This is a genomic window from Gulosibacter massiliensis (assembly GCF_900626105.1).
GTDB lineage: Bacteria > Actinomycetota > Actinomycetes > Actinomycetales > Microbacteriaceae > Gulosibacter > Gulosibacter sediminis.
In genome coordinates this window covers 1,080,293-1,104,944 of the sequence record NZ_UYZX01000001.1, presented here as the reverse complement: position 1 = coordinate 1,104,944, position 24,652 = coordinate 1,080,293, and the positions used below count along the sequence as shown (strand labels likewise).

At 67.7% G+C, this 24,652-nt stretch carries 26 protein-coding genes; 8 read left to right on the top strand and 18 right to left on the bottom strand.

What is annotated here, in order from left to right:
- Window positions 1-71: 71 nt before the first annotated feature.
- Entirely contained in the window at window positions 72-620 is a 549-nt protein-coding gene (locus EJL01_RS05345; RefSeq protein ID WP_125106583.1) for a GNAT family N-acetyltransferase, read from the bottom strand.
- Between the two features lie 92 nt (window positions 621-712).
- Here EJL01_RS05345 and EJL01_RS05340 point away from each other — a divergent pair, with 92 nt between their 5' ends.
- Entirely contained in the window at window positions 713-1,477 is a 765-nt protein-coding gene (locus EJL01_RS05340; protein WP_164509725.1) for a maleylpyruvate isomerase N-terminal domain-containing protein, read from the top strand.
- Between the two features lie 65 nt (window positions 1,478-1,542).
- On the opposite strand, the gene EJL01_RS05335 is transcribed toward EJL01_RS05340, so the two are convergent.
- The 4 genes from EJL01_RS05335 to EJL01_RS05320 form a co-directional block, all read right to left on the bottom strand.
- Complete coding sequence (locus EJL01_RS05335) at window positions 1,543-2,895, bottom strand: dihydrolipoamide acetyltransferase family protein (protein ID WP_125106581.1); 1,353 nt, start codon at window positions 2,893-2,895, stop codon at window positions 1,543-1,545.
- Between the two features lie 9 nt (window positions 2,896-2,904).
- The gene (locus EJL01_RS05330) at window positions 2,905-3,891 is read right to left on the bottom strand and encodes an alpha-ketoacid dehydrogenase subunit beta (RefSeq protein WP_125106580.1); all 987 of its coding nucleotides are present in this window, start codon (window positions 3,889-3,891) and stop codon (window positions 2,905-2,907) included.
- Window positions 3,888-5,012 carry a thiamine pyrophosphate-dependent dehydrogenase E1 component subunit alpha gene (locus EJL01_RS05325; protein ID WP_125106579.1) on the bottom strand — a complete coding sequence of 375 codons (1,125 nt, stop codon included), beginning with the start codon at window positions 5,010-5,012 and terminating at the stop codon, window positions 3,888-3,890. The genes EJL01_RS05330 and EJL01_RS05325 overlap by 4 nt, the downstream gene beginning before the upstream one ends.
- Before the next feature lie 131 nt (window positions 5,013-5,143).
- A complete protein-coding gene (locus EJL01_RS05320) occupies window positions 5,144-6,238 on the bottom strand; it encodes a histidinol-phosphate transaminase (RefSeq protein ID WP_125106578.1) in 1,095 nt (364 codons plus the stop codon).
- Between the two features lie 121 nt (window positions 6,239-6,359).
- On the opposite strand from EJL01_RS05320, the gene EJL01_RS05315 reads away from it, so the two are divergent.
- Window positions 6,360-6,773, top strand: a complete 414-nt coding sequence (locus EJL01_RS05315; RefSeq protein ID WP_125106577.1) for a phage holin family protein — start codon at window positions 6,360-6,362, stop codon at window positions 6,771-6,773.
- Here the strand turns inward: EJL01_RS05315 and EJL01_RS05310 are convergent.
- Both EJL01_RS05310 and EJL01_RS05305 read right to left on the bottom strand, forming a co-directional pair.
- Complete coding sequence (locus EJL01_RS05310) at window positions 6,770-8,233, bottom strand: hypothetical protein (RefSeq protein WP_125106576.1); 1,464 nt, start codon at window positions 8,231-8,233, stop codon at window positions 6,770-6,772. The genes EJL01_RS05315 and EJL01_RS05310 overlap by 4 nt on opposite strands.
- Window positions 8,234-8,235: 2 nt before the next feature.
- Window positions 8,236-8,565, bottom strand: a complete 330-nt coding sequence (locus EJL01_RS05305) for a hypothetical protein (protein WP_125106575.1) — start codon at window positions 8,563-8,565, stop codon at window positions 8,236-8,238.
- Between the two features lie 201 nt (window positions 8,566-8,766).
- On the opposite strand from EJL01_RS05305, the gene EJL01_RS05300 reads away from it, so the two are divergent.
- Window positions 8,767-9,297, top strand: coding sequence for a low molecular weight protein-tyrosine-phosphatase (locus EJL01_RS05300; RefSeq protein ID WP_125106574.1), 531 nt, complete (start codon window positions 8,767-8,769; stop codon window positions 9,295-9,297).
- A 12-nt stretch (window positions 9,298-9,309) separates the two neighbouring features.
- On the top strand, window positions 9,310-10,692 hold the full coding sequence (purB, locus tag EJL01_RS05295; RefSeq protein WP_125106573.1) for an adenylosuccinate lyase: 1,383 nt from the start codon (window positions 9,310-9,312) through the stop codon (window positions 10,690-10,692).
- Window positions 10,693-10,716: 24 nt separating this feature from the next.
- On the opposite strand, the gene EJL01_RS05290 is transcribed toward purB, so the two are convergent.
- The 6 genes from EJL01_RS05290 to EJL01_RS05265 form a co-directional block, all read right to left on the bottom strand.
- Entirely contained in the window at window positions 10,717-11,091 is a 375-nt protein-coding gene (locus EJL01_RS05290) for a hypothetical protein (RefSeq protein WP_125106572.1), read from the bottom strand.
- Window positions 11,088-11,762 carry a hypothetical protein gene (locus EJL01_RS05285; protein WP_125106571.1) on the bottom strand — a complete coding sequence of 225 codons (675 nt, stop codon included), beginning with the start codon at window positions 11,760-11,762 and terminating at the stop codon, window positions 11,088-11,090. The genes EJL01_RS05290 and EJL01_RS05285 overlap by 4 nt, the downstream gene beginning before the upstream one ends.
- A gap of 94 nt (window positions 11,763-11,856) precedes the next feature.
- Window positions 11,857-12,927, bottom strand: a complete 1,071-nt coding sequence (locus tag EJL01_RS05280) for a hypothetical protein (protein ID WP_125106570.1) — start codon at window positions 12,925-12,927, stop codon at window positions 11,857-11,859.
- A gap of 141 nt (window positions 12,928-13,068) precedes the next feature.
- Entirely contained in the window at window positions 13,069-14,196 is a 1,128-nt protein-coding gene (locus EJL01_RS05275; protein WP_125106569.1) for a hypothetical protein, read from the bottom strand.
- A gap of 164 nt (window positions 14,197-14,360) precedes the next feature.
- Window positions 14,361-15,002: a hypothetical protein gene (locus tag EJL01_RS05270; RefSeq protein WP_125106568.1), complete on the bottom strand. Its 642-nt coding sequence runs from the start codon at window positions 15,000-15,002 to the stop codon at window positions 14,361-14,363.
- Entirely contained in the window at window positions 14,999-16,144 is a 1,146-nt protein-coding gene (locus tag EJL01_RS05265; protein ID WP_125106567.1) for an AI-2E family transporter, read from the bottom strand. The genes EJL01_RS05270 and EJL01_RS05265 overlap by 4 nt, the downstream gene beginning before the upstream one ends.
- A gap of 133 nt (window positions 16,145-16,277) precedes the next feature.
- Here EJL01_RS05265 and EJL01_RS05260 point away from each other — a divergent pair, with 133 nt between their 5' ends.
- Window positions 16,278-17,771, top strand: a complete 1,494-nt coding sequence (locus tag EJL01_RS05260) for an ABC transporter permease (RefSeq protein ID WP_125106566.1) — start codon at window positions 16,278-16,280, stop codon at window positions 17,769-17,771.
- A 31-nt stretch (window positions 17,772-17,802) separates the two neighbouring features.
- Window positions 17,803-18,525, top strand: coding sequence for an ABC transporter ATP-binding protein (locus tag EJL01_RS05255; protein ID WP_125106565.1), 723 nt, complete (start codon window positions 17,803-17,805; stop codon window positions 18,523-18,525).
- Between the two features lie 25 nt (window positions 18,526-18,550).
- Here EJL01_RS05255 and EJL01_RS05250 read toward each other — a convergent pair whose 3' ends face one another.
- A complete protein-coding gene (locus EJL01_RS05250) occupies window positions 18,551-19,210 on the bottom strand; it encodes an IclR family transcriptional regulator (protein ID WP_241209109.1) in 660 nt (219 codons plus the stop codon).
- Between the two features lie 129 nt (window positions 19,211-19,339).
- Here EJL01_RS05250 and EJL01_RS05245 point away from each other — a divergent pair, with 129 nt between their 5' ends.
- Window positions 19,340-21,286, top strand: coding sequence for an FAD-dependent monooxygenase (locus EJL01_RS05245; RefSeq protein ID WP_125106563.1), 1,947 nt, complete (start codon window positions 19,340-19,342; stop codon window positions 21,284-21,286).
- A 10-nt stretch (window positions 21,287-21,296) separates the two neighbouring features.
- A complete protein-coding gene (locus EJL01_RS05240) occupies window positions 21,297-21,494 on the top strand; it encodes a hypothetical protein (protein ID WP_125106562.1) in 198 nt (65 codons plus the stop codon).
- On the opposite strand, the gene dnaB is transcribed toward EJL01_RS05240, so the two are convergent.
- The 4 genes from dnaB to EJL01_RS05220 form a co-directional block, all read right to left on the bottom strand.
- Entirely contained in the window at window positions 21,491-22,888 is a 1,398-nt protein-coding gene (gene dnaB, locus EJL01_RS05235) for a replicative DNA helicase (RefSeq protein ID WP_125106561.1), read from the bottom strand. The genes EJL01_RS05240 and dnaB overlap by 4 nt on opposite strands.
- Window positions 22,889-23,308: 420 nt before the next feature.
- On the bottom strand, window positions 23,309-23,761 hold the full coding sequence (rplI, locus tag EJL01_RS05230) for a 50S ribosomal protein L9 (protein WP_125106560.1): 453 nt from the start codon (window positions 23,759-23,761) through the stop codon (window positions 23,309-23,311).
- Window positions 23,762-23,772: 11 nt separating this feature from the next.
- Window positions 23,773-24,030, bottom strand: coding sequence for a 30S ribosomal protein S18 (rpsR, locus tag EJL01_RS05225; RefSeq protein ID WP_019618109.1), 258 nt, complete (start codon window positions 24,028-24,030; stop codon window positions 23,773-23,775).
- A gap of 56 nt (window positions 24,031-24,086) precedes the next feature.
- A complete protein-coding gene (locus EJL01_RS05220) occupies window positions 24,087-24,650 on the bottom strand; it encodes a single-stranded DNA-binding protein (RefSeq protein ID WP_125106559.1) in 564 nt (187 codons plus the stop codon).
- Window positions 24,651-24,652 lie beyond the last annotated feature (2 nt).

Here is a 24,652-nt window from a genome sequence, read left to right as displayed (position 1 = left end):
GGCCGCTCGACGCTTGCGCAGCTGCGACCGAGCTAAACGATAACCGTTCTCATTGCGGCTCGCAAGAATGGTCAGCCTTGCCACTCGCTCGCGAGCAGGCCGTAGCAAACGAGGTCGTGGCGGCGCTCGCCAACGCGCAAGGCACTGCGGCGCGTGCCCTCCTCGGTGAACCCGAGCCGCGTCGCGAGGGCCCGGCTGCGGTCGTTGCCGACCGCGACCTGCAGCTCGATGCGCACCTGTTCGAGCGGGCCGAACGCGTGCGCGATGAGCGCCTCACATGCCCGGCGCACGAGCCCCTGGCCTTCGAACTCGGCGGCGACCCAGTAGCCGATCTCGCTGACGCGGTCGTTGGCGTTCACCTGGCGAAGTTCGATCGAACCAGCGAGGCGGCCGTCGACCTTGATGAAGCAGGGCAGGCTCGTGCCCGCGACGTACTTCTGCAGCTGACCGCGCAGGAACTCGCGCTGCTGCTCGAGCGGCTGCACCTCGCGCGCCCAGTTCTCCCATTCGCCGATGCGCCCTTTGTTCGCTTCGAGCACCTCGGCGAGCGCCTCGGCATCGCCGACGCCGCACAGGGTGAGGGTGGCGCGGTCGTCGAGCGGATGCGTGAAGAATGTCATTGCGAAAGCCTACGGCGTGTGGGTGGGGCAGGCGTGACGTTCCGAGCTCGCGTTCCCGGGCCACGCCAAGCCTTCAGTGCTTCGCTCGAGCCATGACTACGACAGTCGACCGCATCGCCGAAGAAGCCGAACGTTTGACCACGACCATCGCCGCCACCGATCCATCCGCCCCGGTACCAAACTGCCCGGGATGGACCGCACAAGACCTCCTCGCCCACGTCACCGAAGTGCATGAGTTCTGGGGGCAACTGCTCGCCACGGGGGCGCGCACCGACGAAGATTCCGAGTCGATCGAGGCCGCCAAGGTGCCCATGCCCGAGGGCGACGGCGCCGTCGAGGCCCTCGTGCCGCGTCGCCAAGCGGCCACCGCGACGCTCGTCGAGCAACTCACCGCCCGCGACGAAGCCGAACCCCTTTGGACCTGGTTCTCGGCCGATCAGTCGGTCGGCTTCGCGCGCCGCATGCAGCTGCACGAGGCGACGATGCACCGCGTCGACGCCGAGCTCGCGGCCGGAAAACCGCTGACGCCGATCGACCCCGAGGTCGCCGGCGACGGCGTCGCGCAGGTCATCGAAGTGATGCACGCGAGCGCCTACGACTGGATCCCCGAGTGGGCCACGGTCGAGCAATTAGCCACGCTCACGCTCACGCCGACGGATGCGGGGCAGCCGGTCGAGGTCGAAATCTCGCGCTGGGGGGGGGCACTCGGCCGCGCGACGGCAAGGAGATCAGCTCCCTCATCGCGCGACCGCTGCAGGCCGACACCGACGCCGGGAGCCTGCCGCACGCCAGCGCATCCGCCGACGCCGCCGCGCTCTACCTGTGGCTCTGGGGCCGCGGCGAGCCGGTCGAGGTGACCGGCGACGCCGACGCGGTCGAGATCGTCACGGAACTCGTCGCGCAGGGGATCGACTAGCTCACACTAATCGAGCAGCAGCGCCGGCTCCTCGACGATGCGCGCGACATCGGCGAGGAAGCGCGAGGCGACATCGCCGTCGACGAGGCGGTGGTCGAAGCTCGCGGCGAGCGTCGTGACCTGGCGGACGCGCACCTCGTCGTCGACCACCCATGGCTTCGGGCGCACGGTGCCGAACGCGAGGATGCCGACTTCGCCGGGATTGAGCACGGGCGTGCCCGAGTCCATACCGAAGACGCCGATGTTCGTGATGGTGAACGTGCCGCCCTGCTGATCGGCGGGCGGGGTCTTGCCGTCGCGCGCCGTGATGGTGAGCTCCTGCAGCGATTCGGCGAGCTCGCGCATCGACATCTCGTGGGCGTTCTTGATGTTCGGCACGAGCAGGCCGCGGGGCGTGGCAGCGGCGATGCCGAGGTTCACGTAGTGCTTGATGATGTATTCCTCATCAGTCCACGTGGCGTTTGTGGTGGGGTTGCGCTGAATCGCCCACATGACGGCCTTCGCGATGAGCAGCAGCGGCGACACCTTGATGCCGGCGAAGTGGGGCGACTCCTTGAGCCGCTTGACGTACTCCATCGTGCGGGACGCGTCGACATCGACAAACAGCGTCACGTGCGGCGCCGTGAACATCGACTGCACCATGTTCTGCGCGATCATCTTGCGCACGCCCTTGACGGGGTGGCGCTCCTCGCGCTCCTCGTTCCAGTTCGGCGTCTCGAGGTTTGTAAACAGCTTCGCCTGCTCGGCGTGACGAATCACGTCGTCGCGGGTGATCTCGCCGGCCTGGCCCGTCGCGGTGACCGATGAGAGGTCGACCTCGAGGTCCTTCGCGAGCTTGCGGATCGGCGGCTTCGCGATGATCGGGAACGCGGCTGCCGCGGGCACGGATGCGGGCAGCTCGGGCTTCTTGCGGCGCTCCGCGGCGGCCTTCGCCGCGCGGCGGGCGTTCGAGGCGTGACGCGCGCTGCGGCGCGAGCTCGCGGCCGGTGCCGAGCCGTAGCCGACGAGGCTCGCACCGACCTCGGCGTCGCCCTCCTCGCTCACGCTCTGCGCCGCATCCTGCTCGGCCTCGGCCACTTCGGGGGTCGTAATGCCGGGGTGGCTGTCGCCATCAGGGTCGGCCGGGTCGGTCCAGGTGAGGATCACGCTGCCGACCTCCACTTCTTCGCCCTCGGCGGGGATCAGCTCGTCGATCACGCCGGCAAATGGGCTCGGCATCTCGACCAGCGACTTCGCGGTCTCGACCTCGACGAGCACGTCGTTGACCGCGACGGTGTCGCCGGCCCTGACGTGCCAGTTCACGATGGTCGCTTCGGTCAGGCCCTCACCGATTTCCGGCAGTTCGAACTCGATGCTCATGGTCGACTCCTAGTACTCGAGCACGCGGTCGACGGCGTCCAGCACGCGGTCGACGTCGGGCAGGTAGACGTTCTGCAGGCGGGTGGGCGGGAACGGCACGTTGTACGCCGAAACGCGAAGCACTGGCGCCTCGAGCGAGTAGAAGCAGCGCTCAGTCAGGGTGGCGGCGAGCTCGCTGCCGAGCGAGACGTTGCCCGGCGCCTCCTGCGCGACGACGACGCGGCCGGTCTTGCGCGCCGACTCGATGAGCGGGGCGTAGTCGATCGGCGCGAGCGTGCGCAGGTCGACAACCTCGATCGACACGCCATCCTTCGACGCGAGGTCGGCGGCCTGCAGGTTCATCGCGGTCTGCGCGCCGAAGCCGATGAGTGTCACGTCCGTGCCCTCGCGGGCCACGCGGCTCTCGTGCAGCGAGACGGTTTCGAGCGCGGTGTCGACCTCGCCCTTCGGCCAGTAGCGCGACTTCGGCTCGAGGAATACGACCGGATCATCGCTGCGAATCGCCTGCTGGATCATCCAGTAGGCATCATTCGGCGTCGACGGCGAGACCACGCGCAGGCCCGGTGTGTGGGCGAAGTAGGTCTCGGGGCTCTCCTGGTGGTGCTCGACCGCGCCGACGTGCCCTCCGTACGGGATGCGGATGACGAGCGGGAGCTTCACGTTGCCGTCGGTGCGGGCCGGGATCTTCGCGAGCTGCGTCGTGATCTGGTCGAAGCCTGGATAGACGAAACCGTCGAACTGAATCTCGCAGACGGGCCGGTAGCCGCGCATCGCGAGGCCAATGGCGGTGCCGATGATGCCCGACTCGGCGAGCGGGGTGTCGAACACGCGGTGCTTGCCGAAGTCACGCTGGAGGTGCTCGGTGATGCGGAAGACGCCGCCCAGCGGGCCGATGTCTTCGCCCATGAGCAGCACCTTCTCGTCAGCCTCGAGCGCGGCGCGCAGGCCGGCGTTCATGGCACGGGCGAGGGGCAGATTCTGTCGCTCGTCGGTCATTCGTTCTCCTCCAGCGACGCCTCAAAGCCCAGGAACTCGCCGATCTCGGCCTCGATGAGCGGATGCCGTTCGGCGTAGATGCCGGTGAACATCGCCATGGGCTCGGGGTTGGGCAGCGCGAGCGTACGGCGGCGCACGTCGGCGGCGTAGTCCTTCGCCTCGGTCTCGATGCCGTCGAAGAAGTCGTCGCCCTCACCCTCGGCGCGCAGGTAGGCGACAAGGCGAGTGATGGGGTCGCGATCGCGCCAGAACTGCTCTTCTTCGCGGGTGCGGTACTTCGTCGGGTCGTCGCTCGTCGTGTGCGCACCCATGCGGTACGTCAGCGCCTCGATGAACGCGGGGCCTTCACCAGCGCGGGCGCGGTCGAGGAACTCGAGCGACACGGCGTAGCTCGCCATGACGTCATTGCCGTCGATCTGCACGCCGGGCATGCCGAAGCCGTCGGCGCGGCGGTAGAGCGGGGTGGGCGACTGCACCGAGACTGGCACCGAGATCGCCCACTGGTTGTTCTGCAGGAAGAAGACCTGCGGGGTGTCGTAGCTGCGCGCGAACACGAGCGCCTCGTTGAGGTCACCCTGGCTCGTCGAGCCGTCGCCGAAGTAGACGATGGTCGCCTCGTCACGCTCGGGGTCACCGGTGCCGACGAGACCGTCGAGTCGCTGGCCCATCGCGTAGCCCGTCGCGTGCAGCGTCTGCGTCGCAATGACGAGGGCATAGTTGCGGAAATTTCCGCTCGTTTCCGGTTCCCAGCCCGCGTTCGTCACACCGCGCAGCAGCGCGAGGATGTTCACCAGGTCGAGACCGCGCACGAAGCCAACACCGTGCTCGCGGTACGACGGGAACACCGTGTCCTGCGGTTTGAGCGCGAGCGCCGAACCGATCTGCGCGGCTTCCTGCCCCTCGGCCGGCACGTAGAGCGCGAGCTCGCCCTGACGCTGCAGGTTCGTCGCCTCGCGGTCGAACGCGCGCACGAGCCGCATCGACCGGTACGCCTCGCGCCACAGGGCAGGGTCGGCCTGCTCGAGCCGCGCGAAATACGGCTCAGCCGCCTCGCTGCGGGCGAGCGTGCCCTCGGGGGTGAGTAGCTGCACCGTGGCGGTGCTCGGGTCAGTTGGACTCACGTTCGACGTGCCTCCTCGAAGCGGATCAACCTTGCCAGTCTATGACCGAGTCAGCCGCGAACGCTGGAGGATGAACACAGCGAGTTGCCGGAATCCACTGTGTTCTTCCACAAGCCTCCGGTGCCCGGCGACTACTCCGCGTCGGTCTGGCGCAGGTCCGGGTACCGCTCGATCGCCTGCCAGCAGGCTGCGAGCAGCGGCGAGACCGAGGCCTCTTCGCCGATCGACACGCGCAGGCCGTCGCCCGGGAACGCGCGGGCGACGATGCCGCCCTCGAGCAGAATCTCGTTGACGCCCTCGGTCTGCTCGCCGGCCGGCAGCCACACGAAGTTTGCCTGGGTCTCGGGCACGCGCCAGCCCTGGTCGATGAGCGCGCGGCGCACCTCGTCGCGGCGCGCGGTGATCTCGTTGACCCGCTCGCGGATCGCGTCGGCCTCCTGCATCACCGCGAGCGTCGCGGCCTGCGCCTGCTCCGAGATGGTGAAGGGGATGGCCGTGGTCGCGAACGCCTGCAGCACCTGCGCGTTGCCGAGCATGTAGCCGACGCGGAGGCCGGCGAGGCCGTACGCCTTCGAGAAGGTGCGGGCGACGACGAGGTTCGGGTAGTCGCGCAGCAGGCGGGTCGCGTTGAGCACGGCGGGGTCCGTGACGAACTCGATGTACGCCTCGTCGGCGATGACGAGCAGATTGCTCGGCACGCGCTTCATGAAGCGCTCGAAGTCGTCCTGACGCACGGCCGGGCCGGTCGGGTTGTTCGGGGTGCAGACGACCACCATGCGCGTGCGCTCGGTGATCGCGTCGGCGAGGCCGTCGAGGTCGATCGAGGAGTCGGCCTTGAGCGGCACCTGCACGCTCGTCGCGCCCGCGACGGTGACGATGCCCGGGTACGCCTCGAAGCTGCGCCACGGGTAGAGAATCTCGTCGCCGGCGCCCGCCGCCGCCTGGACAGCCTGGTAGAGCAGTGAGACCGAGCCGGCGCCGATGAGCACCTGCTCGGCGGGGAGGCCGTAGTGCGCGCCGAGCGCCTCGCGCACGGCGGTCGCCCGAGCATCCGGATACCGATTGAACGCACTCACGCCGTTGACCGCCTCGAGCACGGCGTCGAGCGGCTCGAACGGCAACTCGTTCGACGAGAGCTTGAACGCCGTGGCGGCTGCGGGCTTGCCCTGCTGGTACGCGCGCTGAGCGAGGATTTCGGGACGTAGCTGCACCGGTGCATCAGTCATATCCGAATTCTAGCTTCGGCCGGCGGTCCGGCTGACGCACCTCAAGCAATGTGCGAGCCTCGGGCCACGCCGCGCGCGGCGAAACCTACCGTTCTGCAGCGAGATCCGCCACAATGACGGCATGCGCTTTCTCGCCTCGATCGTTCTCAACGCCGTCGCACTCTGGGCCACCGTGTGGGTCCTGCAGGGCGGCCTGACCGTCACGGCTTACGACGACTCGCAGGGCTCGCTCGTGCTCACGTACCTGATACTCGCGGTCGTGTGGGGTCTCGTCAACGCCGTCATCGGCTCGGTGGTGCGCGTCGTCTCGATGCCGCTGTACTGCCTCACGCTCGGCCTGTTCGCACTCGTCGTCAACGGCTTCCTGTTCTGGCTCGTCGGCTGGGTGAGCGGGCTGCTCGGCTTCGGCCTGACCATCGACAACTTCTGGTGGGCCATCGGCGGCGCGATCATCATGGGTATCCTCTCGGCGATCCTCAACGGCATCTTCCGCACGCGCAAGCGCGACAATCGTCGCCGCGAGGTCGAGGACTAGTCCTCACCAAACCGGCCGAACTCTTGGAGGCAGTCGAAGACCTCCTCGGGAGTCATCGGACGGATGCCCCCGCCGCTCGCGTAAACCGGCTCGCGCTCGAAGCGGAAGTCGGTGGTCGTGACCGCCGTCGCACCGTGCACCGGCGCGAGCACCTCGTCGCGTTGCGCGGCGACCTGCGGGTCGTCGACCTCGTCGTAGCCGGCCGCGGTGTGCTGATACTCGGCGAGCGCGTGCGGCGCGAGGATGCCCTCCCCCGCCGGCACGCCACCCGGGAACGGGTCGCGCCGCACGATGGACACGTCGCCCTGCGCGCCCGGCGTGATGCCCTGGAGGCCGGTGATGAGGTCGCCGTCGTGCTCGAGCTGGGTGACGGGAATCTCGCCGCCGAGGCTCGTGCCGTGCACGGGTGAGCCCGCGAGCACGACCGACGCGACGTCCCACGTGCCGGTCTTCGCGAGCTCCGACACGACGAGGGCGCCCTGCGAGTAACCGACGAAGACGCCCTCGTCGCCCGCCGTGATGCCGGCCTGCCCCATAGCGTCGGACACGGCCCCGACCGATTGCGCGTCGCTGCCTCCGTAGGCCGCGAGGTTCGAGAGGTTGTCCATGCCGTTCTCGTCGCCGAGCCCGGGCGAACTCGTGCCGGCGACGCTAACGACGTAGACGGTGCTGCCGTCGGGGCGCACGTACTCGGTGATCGTCGCGTTCGTGCCGTCGGGGTCGGTCGGCGGAATCGCCTCGACGAGGTCGGCGATCGACGACGGCGCCGAAGAGGCCTCGTCGCGCTTCGCGCCCGACACGAGCATCGGCCCGGTGCCGAGCGCGAACGCCGCCGCGAGCGCGCCCGCGACCCCGTTCGGGCTGGTGAAGAGCGGCACGCCGGTGAGGCCGTTGACGATCTCGTCGCCGGCCGAGACGCCGCTGCGCACGAGCAACACACTGAGCGGGTTTGCGAGCAGGTGCTGGTTGTCGGCCCACCAGGCCACGATGTCGTCACCGCCCGGCAGCACGCCGGCCTGCTCGAGCGCGCCGGCGGTGGCGAGCGTGCCGAGCACGAGCGGGATGCCCGCGGGGCTGAGCAGCAGGGGCACGGCCGCGAGCGCACCCGTCGCGGCAACGCTCACGACCGAGAGCACGACGGTCGAGACCACGGCGTCGCTCACCGCGGTGAAGGCCTCGACCGCCGCGCGGTCGGCGGCCTCGTACCAGGCCTGCGCCTGCAACAGGTGCTCGGCCGCCGCCCCGGCGAATGCGGCGGCCGACTGCATGCCGCCGGCAAGCAGCTGCGCCTCGAGCGAGATCACTCCGAGCTGCGGCCCCGAGATGGTGAGCCAGCCGTTCGCGGGGAACCACGCGGGCGTGCTGAGCCGGAGATTGAGCCCAGCCATGCCCTCCTCAATGCCGTCGAGCTTCGCCGCGGCGGTGCCGAACTGCGAGGTCTCGACGCTCACCTGCACCATCGCTAGATCACCTCCGCGGCGACAATCTGGCCGTCGAGCAGCGTGAGCTGCGTCTCGTACTGCCAGGCGACGGCAGTGCACGCGGCGGCGGCCGTCTCGAGCATCCCGCTCAGGGCGAGGCGGGTAAGGGTGTAGCTGAGCTGCGCGACCGACACCCAGTCGGCGATCGCCGCGTCGTCGACGGCGGGCAGGTGCACCGAGCGCACCTCGCTCGAGGCGTCATGCAGCAGCTGGGCAAGGTTGCCAACGTCGGTGCGCACCTGCCGAATCGTCGCGGCGTCAAGCGCGTCGGCGGGATTGAACCCGGAGTCGGTCGTCGGGGTCGCGGTCATGGGCACTCCTCGCGCTCGGGCACCCCGGGGCGGATGCGGTGCTGCGAGTCTCGCGCGGAGCCCGTCCACCCGCTCGGCGCGCGCCCGCCGCTGTGGATGGACGCACATCCACAAGCGTCGCGGGAGGCGCACAACGTGGGCGTGTCAATCCCGTTGCACTCGACGGTTGTCGGCGTTACGCCGGTGCGCCACAATAAGCGCATGTCTGCAGTCGACGGCGCGGGGCCGATATTTCGCATCTGTTTCGTCTGCACGGGCAACATCTGCCGCTCCCCGATGGCCGAAGCCATCAGCCGCGACATGGCCGTGCGGGACGGATTCGGCGACTCCATTGAGTTCGACTCCGCGGGCACGGGCGACTGGCACGTCGGCGAAAAGGCTGATCCGCGCACCCTGAACTCGCTGCAGCGCGCTGGATATTCGGTCGACGGGCACCGAGCCAAACAGTTCGACCCGGACTGGTTCGGCAACTACGACCTCGTCGTCACATTCGATCCGAGCCAGGACCGCATCCTAAAAACCTGGGCCGAGACCCCCGAGCAGCGCGCACTCATTCGCCCGCTGCTCTCATTCTGCGACCTCCACGAGGACGCCGGCGATGTGCCGGATCCCTACTATGGGAGTGACGAGCTGTTCAACGAAGTGCGAGACCTCATCGAGCACGCGTGCGAAAAGCTGCTCGCGCAGGTCGAGCCCGTGACGCGGGCGGCTCGCGAGACCGCAACCCCCTAGAACGGAGCCCCGATGAGTCCTCTGCCGCCGCAGCTGATCAGCCCCCTCGACAACCGGTACTACAAGGCGGTGGCGCCGATCGGCGAGCACCTCAGCGAAGCCGCGCTCAACCGCGCCCGCGTGAAGGTCGAGATCGAGTGGCTCATCTTCCTCACCGACCGCGAGCTGTTCGGCGCGAGCCCGCTCACGGCCGAGCAGCAGGCGAAGCTGCGCGCCGTCGTCGATACCTTCGACCAGGAGGCCATCGACGCGCTCGCGACGATCGAGGCGACGACCCGGCACGACGTCAAGGCCGTCGAGTACTACGTGCGCGACCAGCTGCGCGCCCTCGGCCTCGGCGCGGTCGAGGAACTCACGCACTTCGGCTGCACCTCGGAGGACATCAACAACACCTCCTACGCGCTCACCATTCGCGACGCCGTCACCGAGGTATGGCTGCCCGCCGCGGCCGCGCTCGTCGAGCAGATCGCGACGCTCGCCCGCGAGCAGCGCGAGCAGCCGATGCTCTCGCTCACGCACGGCCAGCCCGCGACGCCGACGACGCTCGGCAAGGAGCTCGCGGTCGTCGCCCACCGCCTCGGCCGCGTCCTGCGCCGCATCGAACAGCAGGAGTACCTCGGCAAGTGGGCCGGCGCAACCGGCAACTTCGCCGCGCACCTCGTGGCAGGCCCGGAGCTCGACTGGGAGCAGGTGGCTGACGAGTTCACCGCATCCCTCGGCCTCGTGTGGAACCCGCTCACGACGCAGATCGAGTCGCACGACTGGCAGGCCGAGCTCTACTCGGACATCGCCCACTTCAACCGCGTGCTGCACAACTTCTGCACCGACGTGTGGATGTACATTCAGCGCGGCATCTTCAAGCAGATCCCGCAGCCAGGCGCGACCGGCTCGTCGACCATGCCGCACAAGATCAACCCGATTCGCTTCGAGAACGCCGAGTCGAACCTCGAGCTCTCGTGTGCGATCCTCGACTCGCTCGCCGCGACCCTCGTCACCTCGCGCATGCAGCGCGACCTCACCGACTCGTCGTCGCAGCGCAACATCGGCGTTGGCTTCGGCCACTCGCTGCTCGCGCTCGACAACGTGCGCCGCGGCCTCGGCGAGCTCGCCGTGAACCCCGACACGCTCGGCCGCGAGCTCGACGGCAACTGGGAGGTGCTCGCGGAGGCGATTCAGACCGTGATTCGCGCCGAGATCGTCGCCGGTCGCTCGCACATCGAAGACCCGTACGCGGTGCTCAAGGAGCTCACCCGCGGCCACTCGGTCGGCCGGGATGAGCTCGTCGCGTTCGTCGATGGCCTCGAGATCGGGGATGCGGCGAAGGCGCGGCTGCGCGAGCTCACGCCGCAGACCTACACAGGTCGCTCGGCGCAGCTCGTTGACCGGCTGGGCTAAACCCGCCGGTCAGGCCGCTCGGCCCTACTTCTCGTCGGCGTCGCCGGGTTCGAGGTCGTCCGCTTCGGCGGCGGCCTCGGCCTCGACGTCGCCGTCGAAGGGGCGCAGTGCCGCGCCCTTCGCACCCGGGTCGTCCGACTCGGCAAGCTGGCGGTCGAGGTAAACCGGGGCCTCGGCGTTGGGCTTGTAGTTCAGCAGCAACAGCGACATCACCACGAGTACGACGACCATCGCAACACCCGCGAAGATCAGGCCAAGCACGATGTCCTGCACCGTCAGCAGCACGATGAGCAGCACGAAGATGCCGGCCGCTGCGGCGATAATCACGACCTCGAAGGGTTTCATCAGCGCCTTGCGCTGCTGCTTGCTTCCGTGGTCGTTTGAGTCCGCTCCGCTCACGCGGCGGCTCCTTCCTTGGGCCCCTCTTGGGCACGGCGGCGCAGTGCGGCGCGGAGGCTGATTGCTTCGATGACCAACAACACACCGAGGATCGCGAAGTAGGCGCCGACGAAACCGATCGACTGCACGTCGGCCGTCAGCGACCCCTCAACGTTCTGGATGCCACCGTACTGGTCGTTGAGCTCCGGCGGCACGAACGCGACGATCACGCCGAGCAGCGTGGTCAGGGCGCCCGCGATGAGGATCTCACTCGAGTACATGGAGTGCTTTCGGCTCATGAAGGCCGCGAGCAGCTCGACGATGCCGGTGATGATGCCCCAGGTGGCGACGGTGATGATAAAGCTCTGGGCGGTGGCCCAGTCATGCCCACCGGTTGCCATGAACAGCGAGAATCCGCCAGCGAGCACGTTGAGCAGGCTGCGGATCAGCACGTAAACGCGCGCCGGGTGCCCCTTGACGCCGATGCCCTCGAAGCCGACGATGATGCCGCTCCAGAGCACGACCGCGCCGAACACCGCGAAGCCGAAGCGGGCGTTGTGGTCTTGAGTGAATGTGATGACCAGCGCGCCGACGATGGCCGGCACCGCACGGAACAGTAGCGATATCCAGATGTTCTCCGGGAGGTTCCGAAGTGTGTCGGTGCCAGTCGAAGTGGCCGCGTTGTTTGACATGCGATCCTCCCAAAACGTAACTGCCCCTGTGGTTCTAGTCTACCCAGCAGGAGCAGTCGCGATTGCCGACAGTATCGTCGGCCCCGGAAGGTTACTACTCCGTGATCGTCGTCTCGGTCTGCGCGATGAGCTCGTCGAGCTCGCTCGCCGAGGGTTCGCGGTCGAAGCAGGTGATCTGGTACATGAGCAAATCGTCGCCAAACACGTGTGCCGTGAGCAGGCCGGTCGTGTCGTAGGTGTCCTCGGTAAATAGCACGGTGCCGAGCTCAACCTCGAGGCCGTTCGTGTCGGTCACCGTCGTGCTGCCGGCGTTCGAGAGCTGGTAGCCAGTCGTGTCGGTGTTGAGGTAGGTGTTCAGGCTGCCTGCCGGGTCGTCGGGGTACCACGTGCCGCCCGACGCCGCCGCCGGCACGAACGAGGTGAGATAGGTGCAGGTCTGGTCGGGGCTGTAGAACAGCTCCTGGCCGTTGAGGTCCTGAGGGTCCCAGTCGCCCGTGTAGTCGAGCGCGATGTCGCTGACCTCGTCGGTGTTGTCGATCGGGTAGGCGGCGTCGGCCGGTGCTTCGGCGCCGTCGCCAGAGTCGCCCGAATTGCCGCTCGTGCTCGTGCCGTTGCCGCCGTTCGCGGTGGTCTGGTTCGAGTTGCCTCCGCCGAACAGGGCGATTCCGCCCCAGATGCCGCCGCCGACAAGAGCGACCGCCGCCACGGCAATCACGATCCACGCCCAGACGGGGATGCCCTTCTTCTTCGGCGCGCCGCCGCCGGACTGACCGCCCTGGCTACTGCCGTAGCCGCCGTATGCCGCGGCCGATTGAGGCTGGTACTGCTGTTGGTTCTGCTGCCCGTACTGCTGCTGGTCACCGCCATACTGGCCGCCGCCGTACACCTGCTGCTGGTTCTGCTGGCCGAAGCCGTCGCCCTGGCTCGCGTACTGCTCGCCCTGCGAGGCGTACGAATCACCCTGGCTCGCGTACTGGTCGCCGCCCGCCGAGTAGGAGTTGTAGTCGTTGCCACCCGAGTGCGCGTCGCCGTACGAGCCGTAGCTGTTGTAGTCGTTACCGCTCGAGTTGTAGTCGTTACCGCCGCCGAAGACCTGCTGCGCGTCGCGGTCGGGCTGGTCTGACTCGCGGTCACCAAAGCCAGAAGGCGGGAACTGATTCGACATGGGCGTCTCCTTCGGCGCGGTGGCGAGCGGTAATGGCCACCATTGTTGCAGGTACTGGGGGCGGATGCGTGCGGAAAGCAAGCGGGTGGGCCCGGCAGAGGCGCCGAACCCACCCAAGCAGCGTGGCCGAAGCCGCGCTGGCTAGTTGTCCTCCGGGGTAATGGTGAACGAGGTGTCGGCCATCTGGTCCTTGAAGCTGTCTTCGTCGACACCGTTGCTGCCGTCGCAGACCGTCGCCATCACGAGGATGTCGCCCGAGTCCGAGAACGGGTGCGCGGCGATGTAACCGATGCCCTCGCCCGAGGTCGGCTTCATTTCGTAGATCACGAACTCAACGTCTTGGCCCTCGGAGTCGGCCATCGTGACGTTATCGAGCTTCGTGTAGGTGACGTCGCTCGAGCCGCTCTGGCCCGCTGCCTCGGCGACCGAGTCCTCCATGCTGCCCTCAACGTTGTCGGGGTCGATGCCCGTGGCACCGCCCTCGAAGCTCGCGAGGTAGTAGCAGGTGTAGTCGTCGTTGACGTACATACCCTCGCCGTAGTCTTCCCAGTCGCCGTTGTAGGTGACCTCGACGTACGACACGGTCTTGTCCGACTCAATGTCGTAGCCGTTGCTGCCGCCGAAGAGCGCAATGCCGCCGAAGATACCGCCGACGACGAGGCCGATGACGACCACCGCGATGACGATCCAGGCCCAGACGGGGAAGCCCTTCTTCTTGCCGCCCTGCGGGGGCTGCTGGCCGTAGCCGCCGTAGTTCTGGTTCTGGTCCTGACCGGGCTGACCGTACGAACCGTAGACCTGCTGGCCCTGCTGGCTCTGGCCGTAGCCCTGCTGCTGCGACGCATCCTGGCCGTAGCCGCCGTAGGACTGTTGCTGGCCCTGGTCGTAGCCCTGCTGCTGCGAGGCGCCCGAGCCGTAGCTACCGTACGACGACTGCTGGCCCGACTGACCCTGCTGGCCCGACTGACCCTGGCCGTACGAGTTATAGCTCGAGTCGTTCGACGAGCTCGACTGCTGGCCGTAGGAGTTCGAGTTGTACCCGCCGTAGCCTTGCTGGCCCGACTGATCCTGACCCTGTCCCTGCTGGCCGTAGCCCTGGTAGTTCGACTGCGACTGGTAGCCCTGGTAGCCGCCGGTCGACGCGTCGTAGCCGCTGTTCTGCTGGCCCTGGGCGCCGTAGCCCTGTTGGTTCTGGTTCTGCTGGCCGGGGTTCTGCTGACCCTGGCCGTCACCCTGGCCATTGCCGGAGGGAGGGAACTGGTTCGACATGCGATTCCTCACAAGAGTTGCGATGCTCGGAAAATACGAGTGCTGGCACCTTCGTTTATATCAACCGCGTCAACGCAGAAACTATCCGCCATGCGGGCGACATTCCGCACCGCGAATCTGGAACCAGCGGATGAGCCGGGCTCGGCCGGACGCGGGGGTGCGGCTCAGTGCGCGGGTTCGATGTCGAGCTGCACGTCGTCGAGCACGCTCATCATCAGCCCCGGATCGAGGGCCGACGCGTCCTCGCAGGTGAGGAAGAACACGATGTAGTGCTGTGAACCGGTGAAGGCGCGCACCGCGCTCGCCACCGTGACGCCGTCGTCCATCGTCTGCTGCGCGTAGATGAGCTCAACGGTGAGCTCGCCCGTCGTCTCAACCTGAACCGAGGTGTCGTCGACCTCGGTGTATCCGAGCCGGTTGACGAGATAGTCGCTCGCGCCGCGGTCGTTGAGGTCGTTCGGCACGTCGACGAGCTCGCTGTCGTATTTGCCCGCCTCCCACGAGAAGATGCAGGGCGTCTCCTCGTCTTCCGTCACGTTGAAATACTGCGGCGCCTCGTCCTCAGCGTCGGGGTTCATGCGTTCCCAGCCCTGGTTGACGCCGTCGAAGCGCACCTCTGGCTCGGCCTGCACCGCCGTCTTCATGCCGATGTCGAGGTCGGCCCGCAGGCGCTGGAACCCAAGCGAGAACGAGAGCCACACCACGAGCGCGAAGATAATGACGCCCGCGGCGATGATGAAGCCCGTGCCGATGCGGCGGCGGATCGACTTCTGCGGTGGCTGCGGGTACGGGGCCGGAGCCGTCACGCGCCCTCATCCTTGGCGTCTCTGGGGTCGGGCGCTTGCTCGGGGTCGGGCCGGAAGATCGGCCGCGACGCCGTGAGGTCGGGGCGCGCATCCACGAGGTAGTTGATCCAGCGGTTACGTGGGTCGGCATCCACGAGAAGGGCCTTGACGAGCAGGGTCGCGGGCAGCGCGAGCAGCGCGCCGACCGGGCCGAGCGCAAACGCCCAGACGAGCAGCGAGAGGAACGAGACCGTTGGCGTGACGCCGACCGCCTCGCCCGCGAACTTCGGCTGAATCAACGACTGAATGACGAAGTTGATGACGCTCCAGACCGCAAGCACGATCAGCGCATTGACCCAGCCGTTCGCGAGCAGGGCCATGAGCACCGGCGGGATCATGCCAATGACGAAGCCGATGTTCGGGATGTAGTTGGTGAGGAACGAAAACACGCCCCACACGAGCGCGAGGGGCACGCCGAGCATCTCGAGCGCGACCACGTCGAGCACCGCGACGATGAGGCCGAAGACCGTCGTGACGATCCAGTAGCGGGCGACGCCCTGCGAGAACGAGTCGAGGGCGGTGCCGAGACTCGGGCGGTCGTCGCGAATCTTGCCGACCCGCTGCTCGAAGCTCATGGCGTCAAAGAGCAGGAAGAAGATCATGACGACGAGAGTCGCGAGCAGCGACAGCAGCCCGCCGACGTTGCTCGCGAGGCTCTGCAGTACCGCGACAATCGCCGAGGGGTTGAACACGCCCTGCAGTTGCGTGATGACCTGCTCCTGCGAAATGCCGAAGCTCGTCAGCCAGTCGAGCAGGGTTGAGTAAAGGCCCTGGAACTCCGCCCCGTATTTCGGCAGCTCCTGGATGAGCATCATCACCGACCAGGCGAGCAGCCCGACGAACGCGAGCAACAGCCCGTAGACGAACACGCCCGCGATAATCACGGCGAGCAGTCGCGGCACGCGCTTGCGGATCAGCCAGTGCATGAGCGGCGCGATCGCGAGCACGAGGTTGATGCCGAGGAAGATCGGGGTGACGAAGCTCGCGACCTGTTGCAACAGCACGAGGCCGATCATCGAAAGTACGACCACCGCGATGGTGATCAGTGCCCGGCTGCCGGCGCCTGTCGCGCGCGCCGAGTCTCCTGGGGTGGTGTCCTGCATCCTCGCCCTCCTTGCTGCTGCGAGTTTACGCGGCGCCCCCTCGCGCTCATTGAAAGCTCATAGCCTCAGCATCGAGGTGCCATAGGGCACATTCCTAGCGTTGCGGCGTCACTTCCCCCCACCTAGGAGCCCAATGTTTTGGACATACCTGCGGCGCGAACTGCGTGGCCGCAAAAAGCAGACGATCATCGTCAGCATCGGTCTCGCGATCGCGGTCGCGCTCGTCATCGTCGTGAACTCGCTTTCCTCGGGCGTGCGCGCGGCGCAGGCACAATCCCTCCAGGCCGTCTACGGCATCGGCACCGATCTCACCGTCACGGGCGCGCAGGCCGAGCCCGGGAGCGACGGCGGCGGCCCGCAGTTCGACTTCGGCAGCGAGGACTCGACGACGAGCGAGGACGGCTCGACGACGCTCGACCAGTCGCAGTTGCAGACCGACATGATGCGCGGCACGCTCGACGCGTCGACCATCGACACGGTGCTCGGCATCGACGGCGTCTCGCAGGCGACCGGCACGCTGAGCCTCACCAACTCCACGTTCTCGGGCGAGCTGCCCGAAATGTCGAGCAGCGACAGCACCACGACCGACGGTACGACTACCGACGGCTCCGCCATGACTCCGCCCGATGGCGGCGGTAGCGGCGGCTTCGGCGGCGGCCAGTTCGGCCTCGACTCGTTCAGCGTGCTCGGCATCGACCCCGCCTCGGTGATCGGCCCGATGAGCTCGGTCTCAGTGACCGACGGTCGCCTCCTCACCGCCGACGACAACGGCACGAACGTGGCCGTGCTCGACTCGACCTACGCGACGAGCGCCGAGCTTGCCGTGGGCGACACCTTCGAGGTTGGCGGCGACGACTTCGAGGTGGTCGGCATCGTCTCGTCGACGAGCTCCGACGCCGACACGGCATCGAACGTCTACATTCCGCTCGATGTCGCGCAGGACCTCTCGGGCGCCGGCGACGTCGTCTCGACCGTCTACGTGCAGACCACGTCCTCCGACAACATCGCGAGCGTGCAGACCGCGCTCGAGACCGAGCTGCCGGATGCGACGGTCAGCTCGCAGTCCGACCTCGCGTCGACCGTGTCGGGTTCGCTGAGCACTGCATCCAACCTCATCTCCAACCTCGGCACGTGGCTCTCGATCATCGTGCTCCTCGTCGCGGTCGGCCTCGCCGTACTCTTCACGACTTCGGGCATCGCGCGCCGCACCCGCGAGCTCGGCACGCTCAAGGCGATCGGCTGGTCGAACGGCCGCATCGTGCGCCAGGTCGCGGGCGAGTCGATGGTGCAGTCGCTCATCGGCGGCCTCGCTGGTCTCGTCGTCGGCCTTATCGGCATCCTCACGATCAACGTCATCGCGCCCACCATCTCGGCCGGCATCGAGGCGCAGGGCGCCATGGGCGGCGGCGACGCCGCTGCTGGCGGCGCACCGGGCGGCGGCGCACCCGAGGCCATCGGCCAGGCAGTGAGCAACGCGACGAGCATCGTGCTCCAGGCCCCGCTCAGTGTGTGGGTCATCGTGCTCGCCCTCGGCTGCTCGGTCGCGGCTGGCGTCATCGCGGGCATCTTCGGCGGCTGGCGTGCCGCCCGTCTCAGCCCCGCCGAATCGCTCCGCGCGGTCGGCTAACGGGCATCCTCCCCACTACTTAGGAGTTCTCATGACTATCACTGAAGAACAGCACCTCGGCATTGATCCGCTCTCGGCTCCCGTCGCGTTCCGCCTCGAGAACGTGAGCAAGGAGTACAAGCAGCAGCGCCGCACCGTCACCCCGCTCAAGGCGGTGGATGTGCAGATCGACGCGGGCGAGTTCGTCACGATCCAGGGGTCGACCGGCGGCGGCAAGTCGACGCTCTTGCAGCTGCTCGGCGCCCTCGACCGGCCGAGCGGCGGCCACGTCTACCTCGGCGACATCGACCTCGCGAACGCGACGAACGCCCAGCTGCAGTCGCTGCGGGCGACCGAGATCGGCTTCGTGTTCCAGTCGTTCAACCTGATTCCGACCCTAACCGCGGCCGAGAACGTCGACATGGGGCTCGAGCCGCTCGACCTCGAGTCGGGTGCGCGCGACCGCCGGGTTGCGGAGTCGCTCGAGCGCGTCGGCCTCGGCGACCGGGCCGACCACCGCCCCGACGAGCTCTCGGGCGGGCAGCAGCAGCGCGTCGCGATCGCCCGCGCGATTGCGAAGCAGCCCCGCGTGCTGCTCGCCGACGAGCCGACCGGCAACCTCGACGAGCGGATGCGCGACGACATTCTGCAGGTGCTCGAGGAACTCAACGCCGAGGGGCTCACCCTCGTCGTCGTGACCCACGACTCGGCGGTCGCGAAGCGCGCGCGTCGCCGACTGCGCCTCGCGAAGGGGCAGCTGCGCGACGTCGCCTAAGCCGCGACACCACCGGAACGGCTCGTCACCGCACTCGTTCGGCAATGTGCCGGGCGGCGGTGACGAGCCGTTCGACGATGGCCTCCTGGTCGATCGGCCACGCGACAAACAACGCCGCGAGCGCGGCCGGGCGCCCCTGTGGCAGGGCGATCGGCACCGCGATCGAGTTGAGCCCGTCGATGACTTCCTCGTGGCTCAGCTCGAAGCGGGCCGGCGGGTACGCCACGGGGTCGAGTTGCGAGCGGATGACCCGGCCGGGGGCGCCGACGTCGACGGAGTGGCGACTGCCCGGGCGCTGCACGACCATGGCATCGAGGTCGCGGGGCTGCGCGCTGAGCAGCGTGACCGCCTCCTCGCCGTCGTGGGTGACGAGGAACGTGGTGAGCTGCAGCTCGTCGGCGACGCGGTCAAGCACGGGTGCCGCCGCAGCCTGGAGGTTGCGGGCGACGCCACGTGCAAGCGCGACGAGCCGGGCGCCGAGCTCGATCTCGCCGGCCGCCGTGCGGGCAGCAAATCCGTGCGTCTCAAGCGTCGCGAGCAGGCGGTAGGCCATCGAGCGGTGGATGCCGATCGCCTCGGCGAGCTGCGCGACCGTCATCGGCCTCGGCGAATCACCGATGATCTCGAGCGCTCGCAGGCCGCGGGCCAGCGTCTGGGACCCCCGGGTCGTTGCCTCATTCGCCACGGCGCACTCCTTCGAACTCTTGCGACCACACCGGTCTCTGCATACCATTGTTCTATATTTACGACAGTGTCGCAAATAGCGAGACACTGGCCCGCACATTGGCAACGCCGCCACAAAGGAGCTCCACCGATGCAGATCCACTACCGAGGCTATGAATCGGGCGACCCGCGAGTCCGCCCCGCCGCCGGATACGGCGTCGACCGGCCCACCGAACTTCCCGACGAGATGGACGTCCTGATCGTCGGCACCGGCCCCGCCGCGGTCGCCGTCACCGCCCAGCTCTCGCGCTTCCCGTCCATCAACGCGCGCGCGATCGAACGCCGCCCCGGCCGCCTCGAGGTCGGCCAGGCCGACGGCATCCAGGCCCGCTCGGTCGAGACGTTCCAGGCCTTCGGCTTCGCCGACGAAGTCATCGCCGAGGCGTACCGCAACGTCGAGATGTGCTGGTGGAAGCCGTCGAAGGACGACCCCTCGAAGATCGAGCGCGTCTCGCGCGACCCTGACGATGCGAGCGGCATCAGCGAGTTCCCGCACATCTACGTAAACCAGTCGCGCATCCTCGACTACTTCCTCCGCGACGCAAATCGGGCGCCCGGCCGCATCGAACCCGACTACGGCATCGAGTTCCTCGACTGCACGATCGACCCCGGGGCCGAGTACGCCGTCACGGCGCGCGTGCGCTACACCGCCGGCCCGCGCGTGGGCGAGGAGCGCACGGTGCGCGCGAAGTACCTCGTCGGCGGCGACGGCGCCCGCAGCTCGGTGCGCTCGGCGCTCGGCCACCGTCTCCAGGGCGACGCGTCGATGCACGCCTGGGGCGTCATGGACGTCATGGCGAACACCGACTTCCCCGACTTCCAGGTGAAGTGTTCGATCCAGTCGCACGACGCGGGCAACATCCTGCTCATCCCCCGCGAGGGCGGCTACCTCTCACGTCTTTACGTCGACCTCGGCGTGGTTGAGGAGCACGACGCGGGCGCCGTGCGCGCGACCCCGCTCGAGGCGATGATCGAGCGGGCCAACCGCATCCTCGCCCCCTTCACGCTCGACGTGCGCGCCGTCACCTGGTGGTCGGTCTACGAGGTCGCCCACCGCATCACGAACGGCTTCGACGACGTGCCTGCCGAGCACATCGACACCCGCACGCCGCACGCCTTCATCATGGGTGACGCCTGCCACACCCACTCGGCGAAGGCCGGCCAGGGCATGAACGTGTCGATTCAGGACGGCTTCAACCTTGGTTGGAAGCTCGCCGCTGTGCTCGAGGGCCGCTCCCCCGAGGCATTGCTGTCGACCTACGCCTCCGAGCGCAAGGAGATCGCGCAGAACCTCATCGACTTCGACAAGGAATGGTCGACGATGATGGCCCGCCCGGTCGACGAGTGGGAGGACCCGGCCGAGCTCGAGCGCTACTACGTCAACACAATGGAGTTCCCCGCGGGGTTCATGACCGAGTACGCGCCGTCGATCATCACCCTCGACGCCGAGCACCAGGCGCTCGCCGCCGGCTTCCCCATCGGCAAGCGCTTCAAGTCGGCCGAGGTGATTCGCCGCGCCGACAACCGCTGGCAGCACCTCGGGCACCTGCACGAGGCCGACGGCCGCTGGCGCGTCTACGTGTTCGCCGACTCGGCCGCGCCGGCGCTCGAGGGCACCCCGACCGCTGACTTCGCGAACTGGTGGGCGAACGACGCGGCCTCGCCGCGCGTGCGTTACACGCCCGGCGATGGCGACGACGACGCGGTATTCGACACGAAGGTGATCTACCAGCAGGAGTACACCGAGTTCGACCCGAAGGACGTGCCGAACGCGTTCAAGCCGCTCAAGGTGCCGTTCGGGCTCGAGGACATCAACCAGATCTTCGCGACGGGCCACGGCCGCGACATCCACCGCGAGCGCGAGGTTTCACGCGACGGCGCGATCGTGATCGTGCGCCCCGATCAGTACGTCGCCGGCGTGCTGCCCCTCTCAGCCCGCGACGAGGTCGCCGAGTTCTTCGCGCAGCACCTGCTCGAGCCAGCCCCGGCCGAGCGGGCGGAGTTCATCACAGAATTCCACGAGCGCATCAAGCTGTAGCCGCTTCGCGTTGCAGGAGGTCGTGCTCGCCCAGGTCGGAGTCGAGGACGAAGCGGAAGAGCTCATGAGCTGGATGGACTTCAGCACCGTGCCGCGCATGGCCGAACTCGCGGGGCACTACGCCGAGGCCGAGGACTCCCCAATGCGGGCATCCTCGGCCTCGAGCTGCTACTCGACGCGGTCGAGCGGCTGCGGGGTGGAGAGCTAGCCCATCGCGGGGGCCGGGGCCATGCCCGGCGCGTAGTCGACGAAGCGCGAGAGGTGACCCTGGAAGAGCACCGTGACGGTGTCGGTGGGGCCGTTACGGTGCTTCGCCACGATGAAGTCGGCCTCGGAGGCGCGGGGGTGGTCTTTCTCGTAGGCACCCTCGCGGTGCAGAAGGATGACCATGTCGGCGTCCTGCTCGAGCGAGCCCGACTCACGAAGGTCGCTAATGGCGGGCTTCTTGTCGGCGCGCTGCTCGGAGTTTCGGTTGAGCTGCGAGAGGGCGATGACCGGACACTCGAGCTCCTTCGCGAGCAGCTTGAGCGCACGCGAGAACTCCGAGACCTCTTGCTGACGCGACTCGACGCGCTTACCCGAGGTCATGAGCTGGAGGTAGTCGATGACGATGAGCTTGAGGCCGTGCTTCTGCTTGAGGCGGCGGCACTTCGCGCGGATCTCGACGAGGGTCATGTTCGGCGAGTCGTCGATGTAGAGCGGGGCCTCGGCGATGTCGCCCTGTGTGCGGGCGATTTTCTGCCAGTCTTCGTCGGACACCTTGCCGGTGCGCATGTGCTGCAGCTTGACGCTCGCCTCGGCCGAGAGCAGGCGCATGGCGATCTCGGAGCGGCTCATCTCGAGCGAGAAGAAGATCGACGGCATGTTCGCGTGGATCGACGCATAGCGGCAGAAGTCAAGCGCGAGCGTCGACTTACCCATACCGGGTCGGGCGGCGACGATGATCATCTGGCCGGCGTGGAGGCCGTTCGTGAGGCCGTCGAGGTCGCGGAAGCCCGTGGGCACCCCCGTGAGCTCGCCGTCGCGGTTCGCAGCCGCGTCAATGTCGTCCTGCGCGACCTTGAGGGCCTCGCTGAGCGGCACATAGTCTTCGGTCTCGACGCCGCCGGTGACGGCGTAGATCTCGGCCTGCGCCTGGTTGACGAGCTCGACGACCTCGCCCTCGGCGCCGTAGCCGATCTGCACGATGCGGGTGCCCGCCTCGACGAGGCGGCGCAGCACGGCGCGCTCGGCGACGATCTCGGCGTAGTAGCCCGCGTTCGCGGCGGTCGGCACGAGACCGACGAGCGTGTGGAGGTAGTCGGCACCGCCGGCGCGCTGGAGGTCGCCCGTCTTCGTGAGCTGGTCGGTCACCGCGATGACGTCGGTGGGCTCGCCAGCCGCGTAGAGCGTCTGGAGGGCGTCGAAGATGATCTCGTGCTTCGGGATGTAGAAGTCGACGCCGCGGACGCTCTCGACGACGTCAGCGACGGCATCCTTCGAGAGCATCATGCCGCCGAGGGCCGACTGCTCGGCGAGCAGGTCGTGCGGCGGGGTGCGGGGGCCGTCCTGCGCCTGGCGGCTCGATTCGCGGCCTTCAGTACCGAGATGCGTGAGAGTCATTCGCGTCCTTTCCACAGCCGTTGTATCGCGAGCCTGCGACACGGAGGTGCCGGTACGCAGCGACGATGACTCACCCTAGTGCTCCCCCACCGGCCCCAACACCACCCCGCAGAGCCACCTGTGGATAACTTGTGGAGCGTTGGTGGACGACGCGCCGTGCGGATGTGCACGACAGTGTGGATAACTGTGGAGAACTCGGGTGGAGAGTTTCGTGATTACAACGCTGATCTGGTGTTTTGTTCGTTCACACCCGGTGGATAACAAGCCATCTCAACCACATCTTGAAGGTTGTCGACTTGCAAAAGTATCCACAGGTGTGGTGTGGGCAACGCCCGTGAACGGCCGTCGTTCGCACGACAAAACGCCGCGCCACCGGGTGGAAAACCACCCTGGTGACACGGCGTCTTGTGCGTGGGTGCCCTAGCGGGCAGCGATGACCTGCACCTTGAGGGTTGCCGTCACGTCGTCGTGGAGACGAACGAGGGCCTCATGGGTGCCGACCTGCTTGATCTGCGTCGGGAAGACGACCTTGCGCTTGTCGATCGAGCCGAGCCCCTGGGCCTCGACCGCGTCGGCGACGTCGGCGGTGCGCACCGAGCCGAACAGGCGGCCTTCGGCGCCCGACTTCACGTGTACGCGAATGAGGGCGGCCTCGAGGCTCTGCTTGAGCGCCTGGGCCTCCTCGACCGACTTGATCGCGCGGGTCTCGCGCGCCTTCTGGATCTGCTCGACCTGCGACTCGCCACCGCGAGTCCAGTTGACGGCGTAGCCCTTGGGAACGAGGTAGTTACGGGCAAAGCCGTTCTTCACCTCGACGACATCGCCAGCCGAGCCGAGCCCGGTGACTTCCTGCGTGAGAATTACCTTAGCCATGCGTGAACTCCTTAGCGGCCCGAGCCTGCGTAGGGCAGGAGCGCCATCTCGCGGGCGTTCTTCACCGCGCGAGCGATGAGGCGCTGCTCCTGCACCGAAACACCGGTGATACGACGGGCGCGGATCTTTCCACGCTCTGAGATGAACTTGCGGAGAGTGTTGACGTCCTTGTAGTCAATGACGCCGACCTTGATGCTCTTCGCCGGAGCGACAGGCTTACCCTTGCCCCGGTGAGCGTTGCGGCGGTTGCCGCTCGACTTTCCAGCCATGAGAAATGCTCTTTCTGAAATCTACGAAAAAGTGATGTGCGGTGAGAGCTGCCGGTTTAGAACGGCGGCTCTTCGTCGTACCCACCACCGGCGCCCGGCGTTGCCCAGCCACCCGAGCCGCTGGACGAGTAGTCCTGCTGCGGTTGCTGACGGGGTGCGCTGTTGCCCCAGGGCTGCTCGGCCTGCGGACGCTCGTTCTGCTGCACAGAACGCTGCTGTCCGCCACCGAAGTTGCCGCCCTGGCCGCCCTGACCACCCGAGGTGCGCTGCACCTGAGCGGTCGCGTACCGCAGCGACGGGCCGATCTCGTCAATCTCGAGCTCAACAGTCGTTCGCTTCTCGCCCTCGCGGGTTTCGTACGAACGCTGCTTCAGCCTGCCCTGCGCAATGACGCGCTGGCCCTTGGTGAGGCTCGAGGCAACGTGCTCGGCGTAGTCGCGCCACACGGATGCTCGCAGGAACAGCGCCTCGCCGTCCTTCCACTCGTTCGACTGACGGTCGAACGTGCGCGGTGTCGATGCGATGGTGAAGTTCGCTACGGCCACACCCTGGGGGGTGTAGCGCAGTTCGGGGTCGGCGGTGAGGTTGCCCACCACGGTAATGATCGTGTCGCCTGCCATTT

What these genes read in the sequence shown, in the direction of transcription:
- EJL01_RS05345 (WP_125106583.1), bottom strand. Translation starts at nt 620, where the DNA reads ATGACATTCTTCACGCATCCGCTCGACGACCGCGCCACCCTCACCCTG.
- EJL01_RS05340 (WP_164509725.1), top strand. Translation starts at nt 713, where the DNA reads ATGACTACGACAGTCGACCGCATCGCCGAAGAAGCCGAACGTTTGACC.
- EJL01_RS05335 (WP_125106581.1), bottom strand. Translation starts at nt 2,895, where the DNA reads ATGAGCATCGAGTTCGAACTGCCGGAAATCGGTGAGGGCCTGACCGAA.
- EJL01_RS05330 (WP_125106580.1), bottom strand. Translation starts at nt 3,891, where the DNA reads ATGACCGACGAGCGACAGAATCTGCCCCTCGCCCGTGCCATGAACGCC.
- EJL01_RS05320 (WP_125106578.1), bottom strand. Translation starts at nt 6,238, where the DNA reads ATGACTGATGCACCGGTGCAGCTACGTCCCGAAATCCTCGCTCAGCGC.
- EJL01_RS05315 (WP_125106577.1), top strand. Translation starts at nt 6,360, where the DNA reads ATGCGCTTTCTCGCCTCGATCGTTCTCAACGCCGTCGCACTCTGGGCC.
- EJL01_RS05310 (WP_125106576.1), bottom strand. Translation starts at nt 8,233, where the DNA reads ATGGTGCAGGTGAGCGTCGAGACCTCGCAGTTCGGCACCGCCGCGGCG.
- EJL01_RS05305 (WP_125106575.1), bottom strand. Translation starts at nt 8,565, where the DNA reads ATGACCGCGACCCCGACGACCGACTCCGGGTTCAATCCCGCCGACGCG.
- EJL01_RS05300 (WP_125106574.1), top strand. Translation starts at nt 8,767, where the DNA reads ATGTCTGCAGTCGACGGCGCGGGGCCGATATTTCGCATCTGTTTCGTC.
- purB (WP_125106573.1), top strand. Translation starts at nt 9,310, where the DNA reads ATGAGTCCTCTGCCGCCGCAGCTGATCAGCCCCCTCGACAACCGGTAC.
- EJL01_RS05285 (WP_125106571.1), bottom strand. Translation starts at nt 11,762, where the DNA reads ATGTCAAACAACGCGGCCACTTCGACTGGCACCGACACACTTCGGAAC.
- EJL01_RS05280 (WP_125106570.1), bottom strand. Translation starts at nt 12,927, where the DNA reads ATGTCGAATCAGTTCCCGCCTTCTGGCTTTGGTGACCGCGAGTCAGAC.
- EJL01_RS05275 (WP_125106569.1), bottom strand. Translation starts at nt 14,196, where the DNA reads ATGTCGAACCAGTTCCCTCCCTCCGGCAATGGCCAGGGTGACGGCCAG.
- EJL01_RS05265 (WP_125106567.1), bottom strand. Translation starts at nt 16,144, where the DNA reads ATGCAGGACACCACCCCAGGAGACTCGGCGCGCGCGACAGGCGCCGGC.
- EJL01_RS05260 (WP_125106566.1), top strand. Translation starts at nt 16,278, where the DNA reads ATGTTTTGGACATACCTGCGGCGCGAACTGCGTGGCCGCAAAAAGCAG.
- EJL01_RS05255 (WP_125106565.1), top strand. Translation starts at nt 17,803, where the DNA reads ATGACTATCACTGAAGAACAGCACCTCGGCATTGATCCGCTCTCGGCT.
- EJL01_RS05245 (WP_125106563.1), top strand. Translation starts at nt 19,340, where the DNA reads ATGCAGATCCACTACCGAGGCTATGAATCGGGCGACCCGCGAGTCCGC.
- dnaB (WP_125106561.1), bottom strand. Translation starts at nt 22,888, where the DNA reads ATGACTCTCACGCATCTCGGTACTGAAGGCCGCGAATCGAGCCGCCAG.
- rplI (WP_125106560.1), bottom strand. Translation starts at nt 23,761, where the DNA reads ATGGCTAAGGTAATTCTCACGCAGGAAGTCACCGGGCTCGGCTCGGCT.
- rpsR (WP_019618109.1), bottom strand. Translation starts at nt 24,030, where the DNA reads ATGGCTGGAAAGTCGAGCGGCAACCGCCGCAACGCTCACCGGGGCAAG.
- EJL01_RS05220 (WP_125106559.1), bottom strand. Translation starts at nt 24,650, where the DNA reads ATGGCAGGCGACACGATCATTACCGTGGTGGGCAACCTCACCGCCGAC.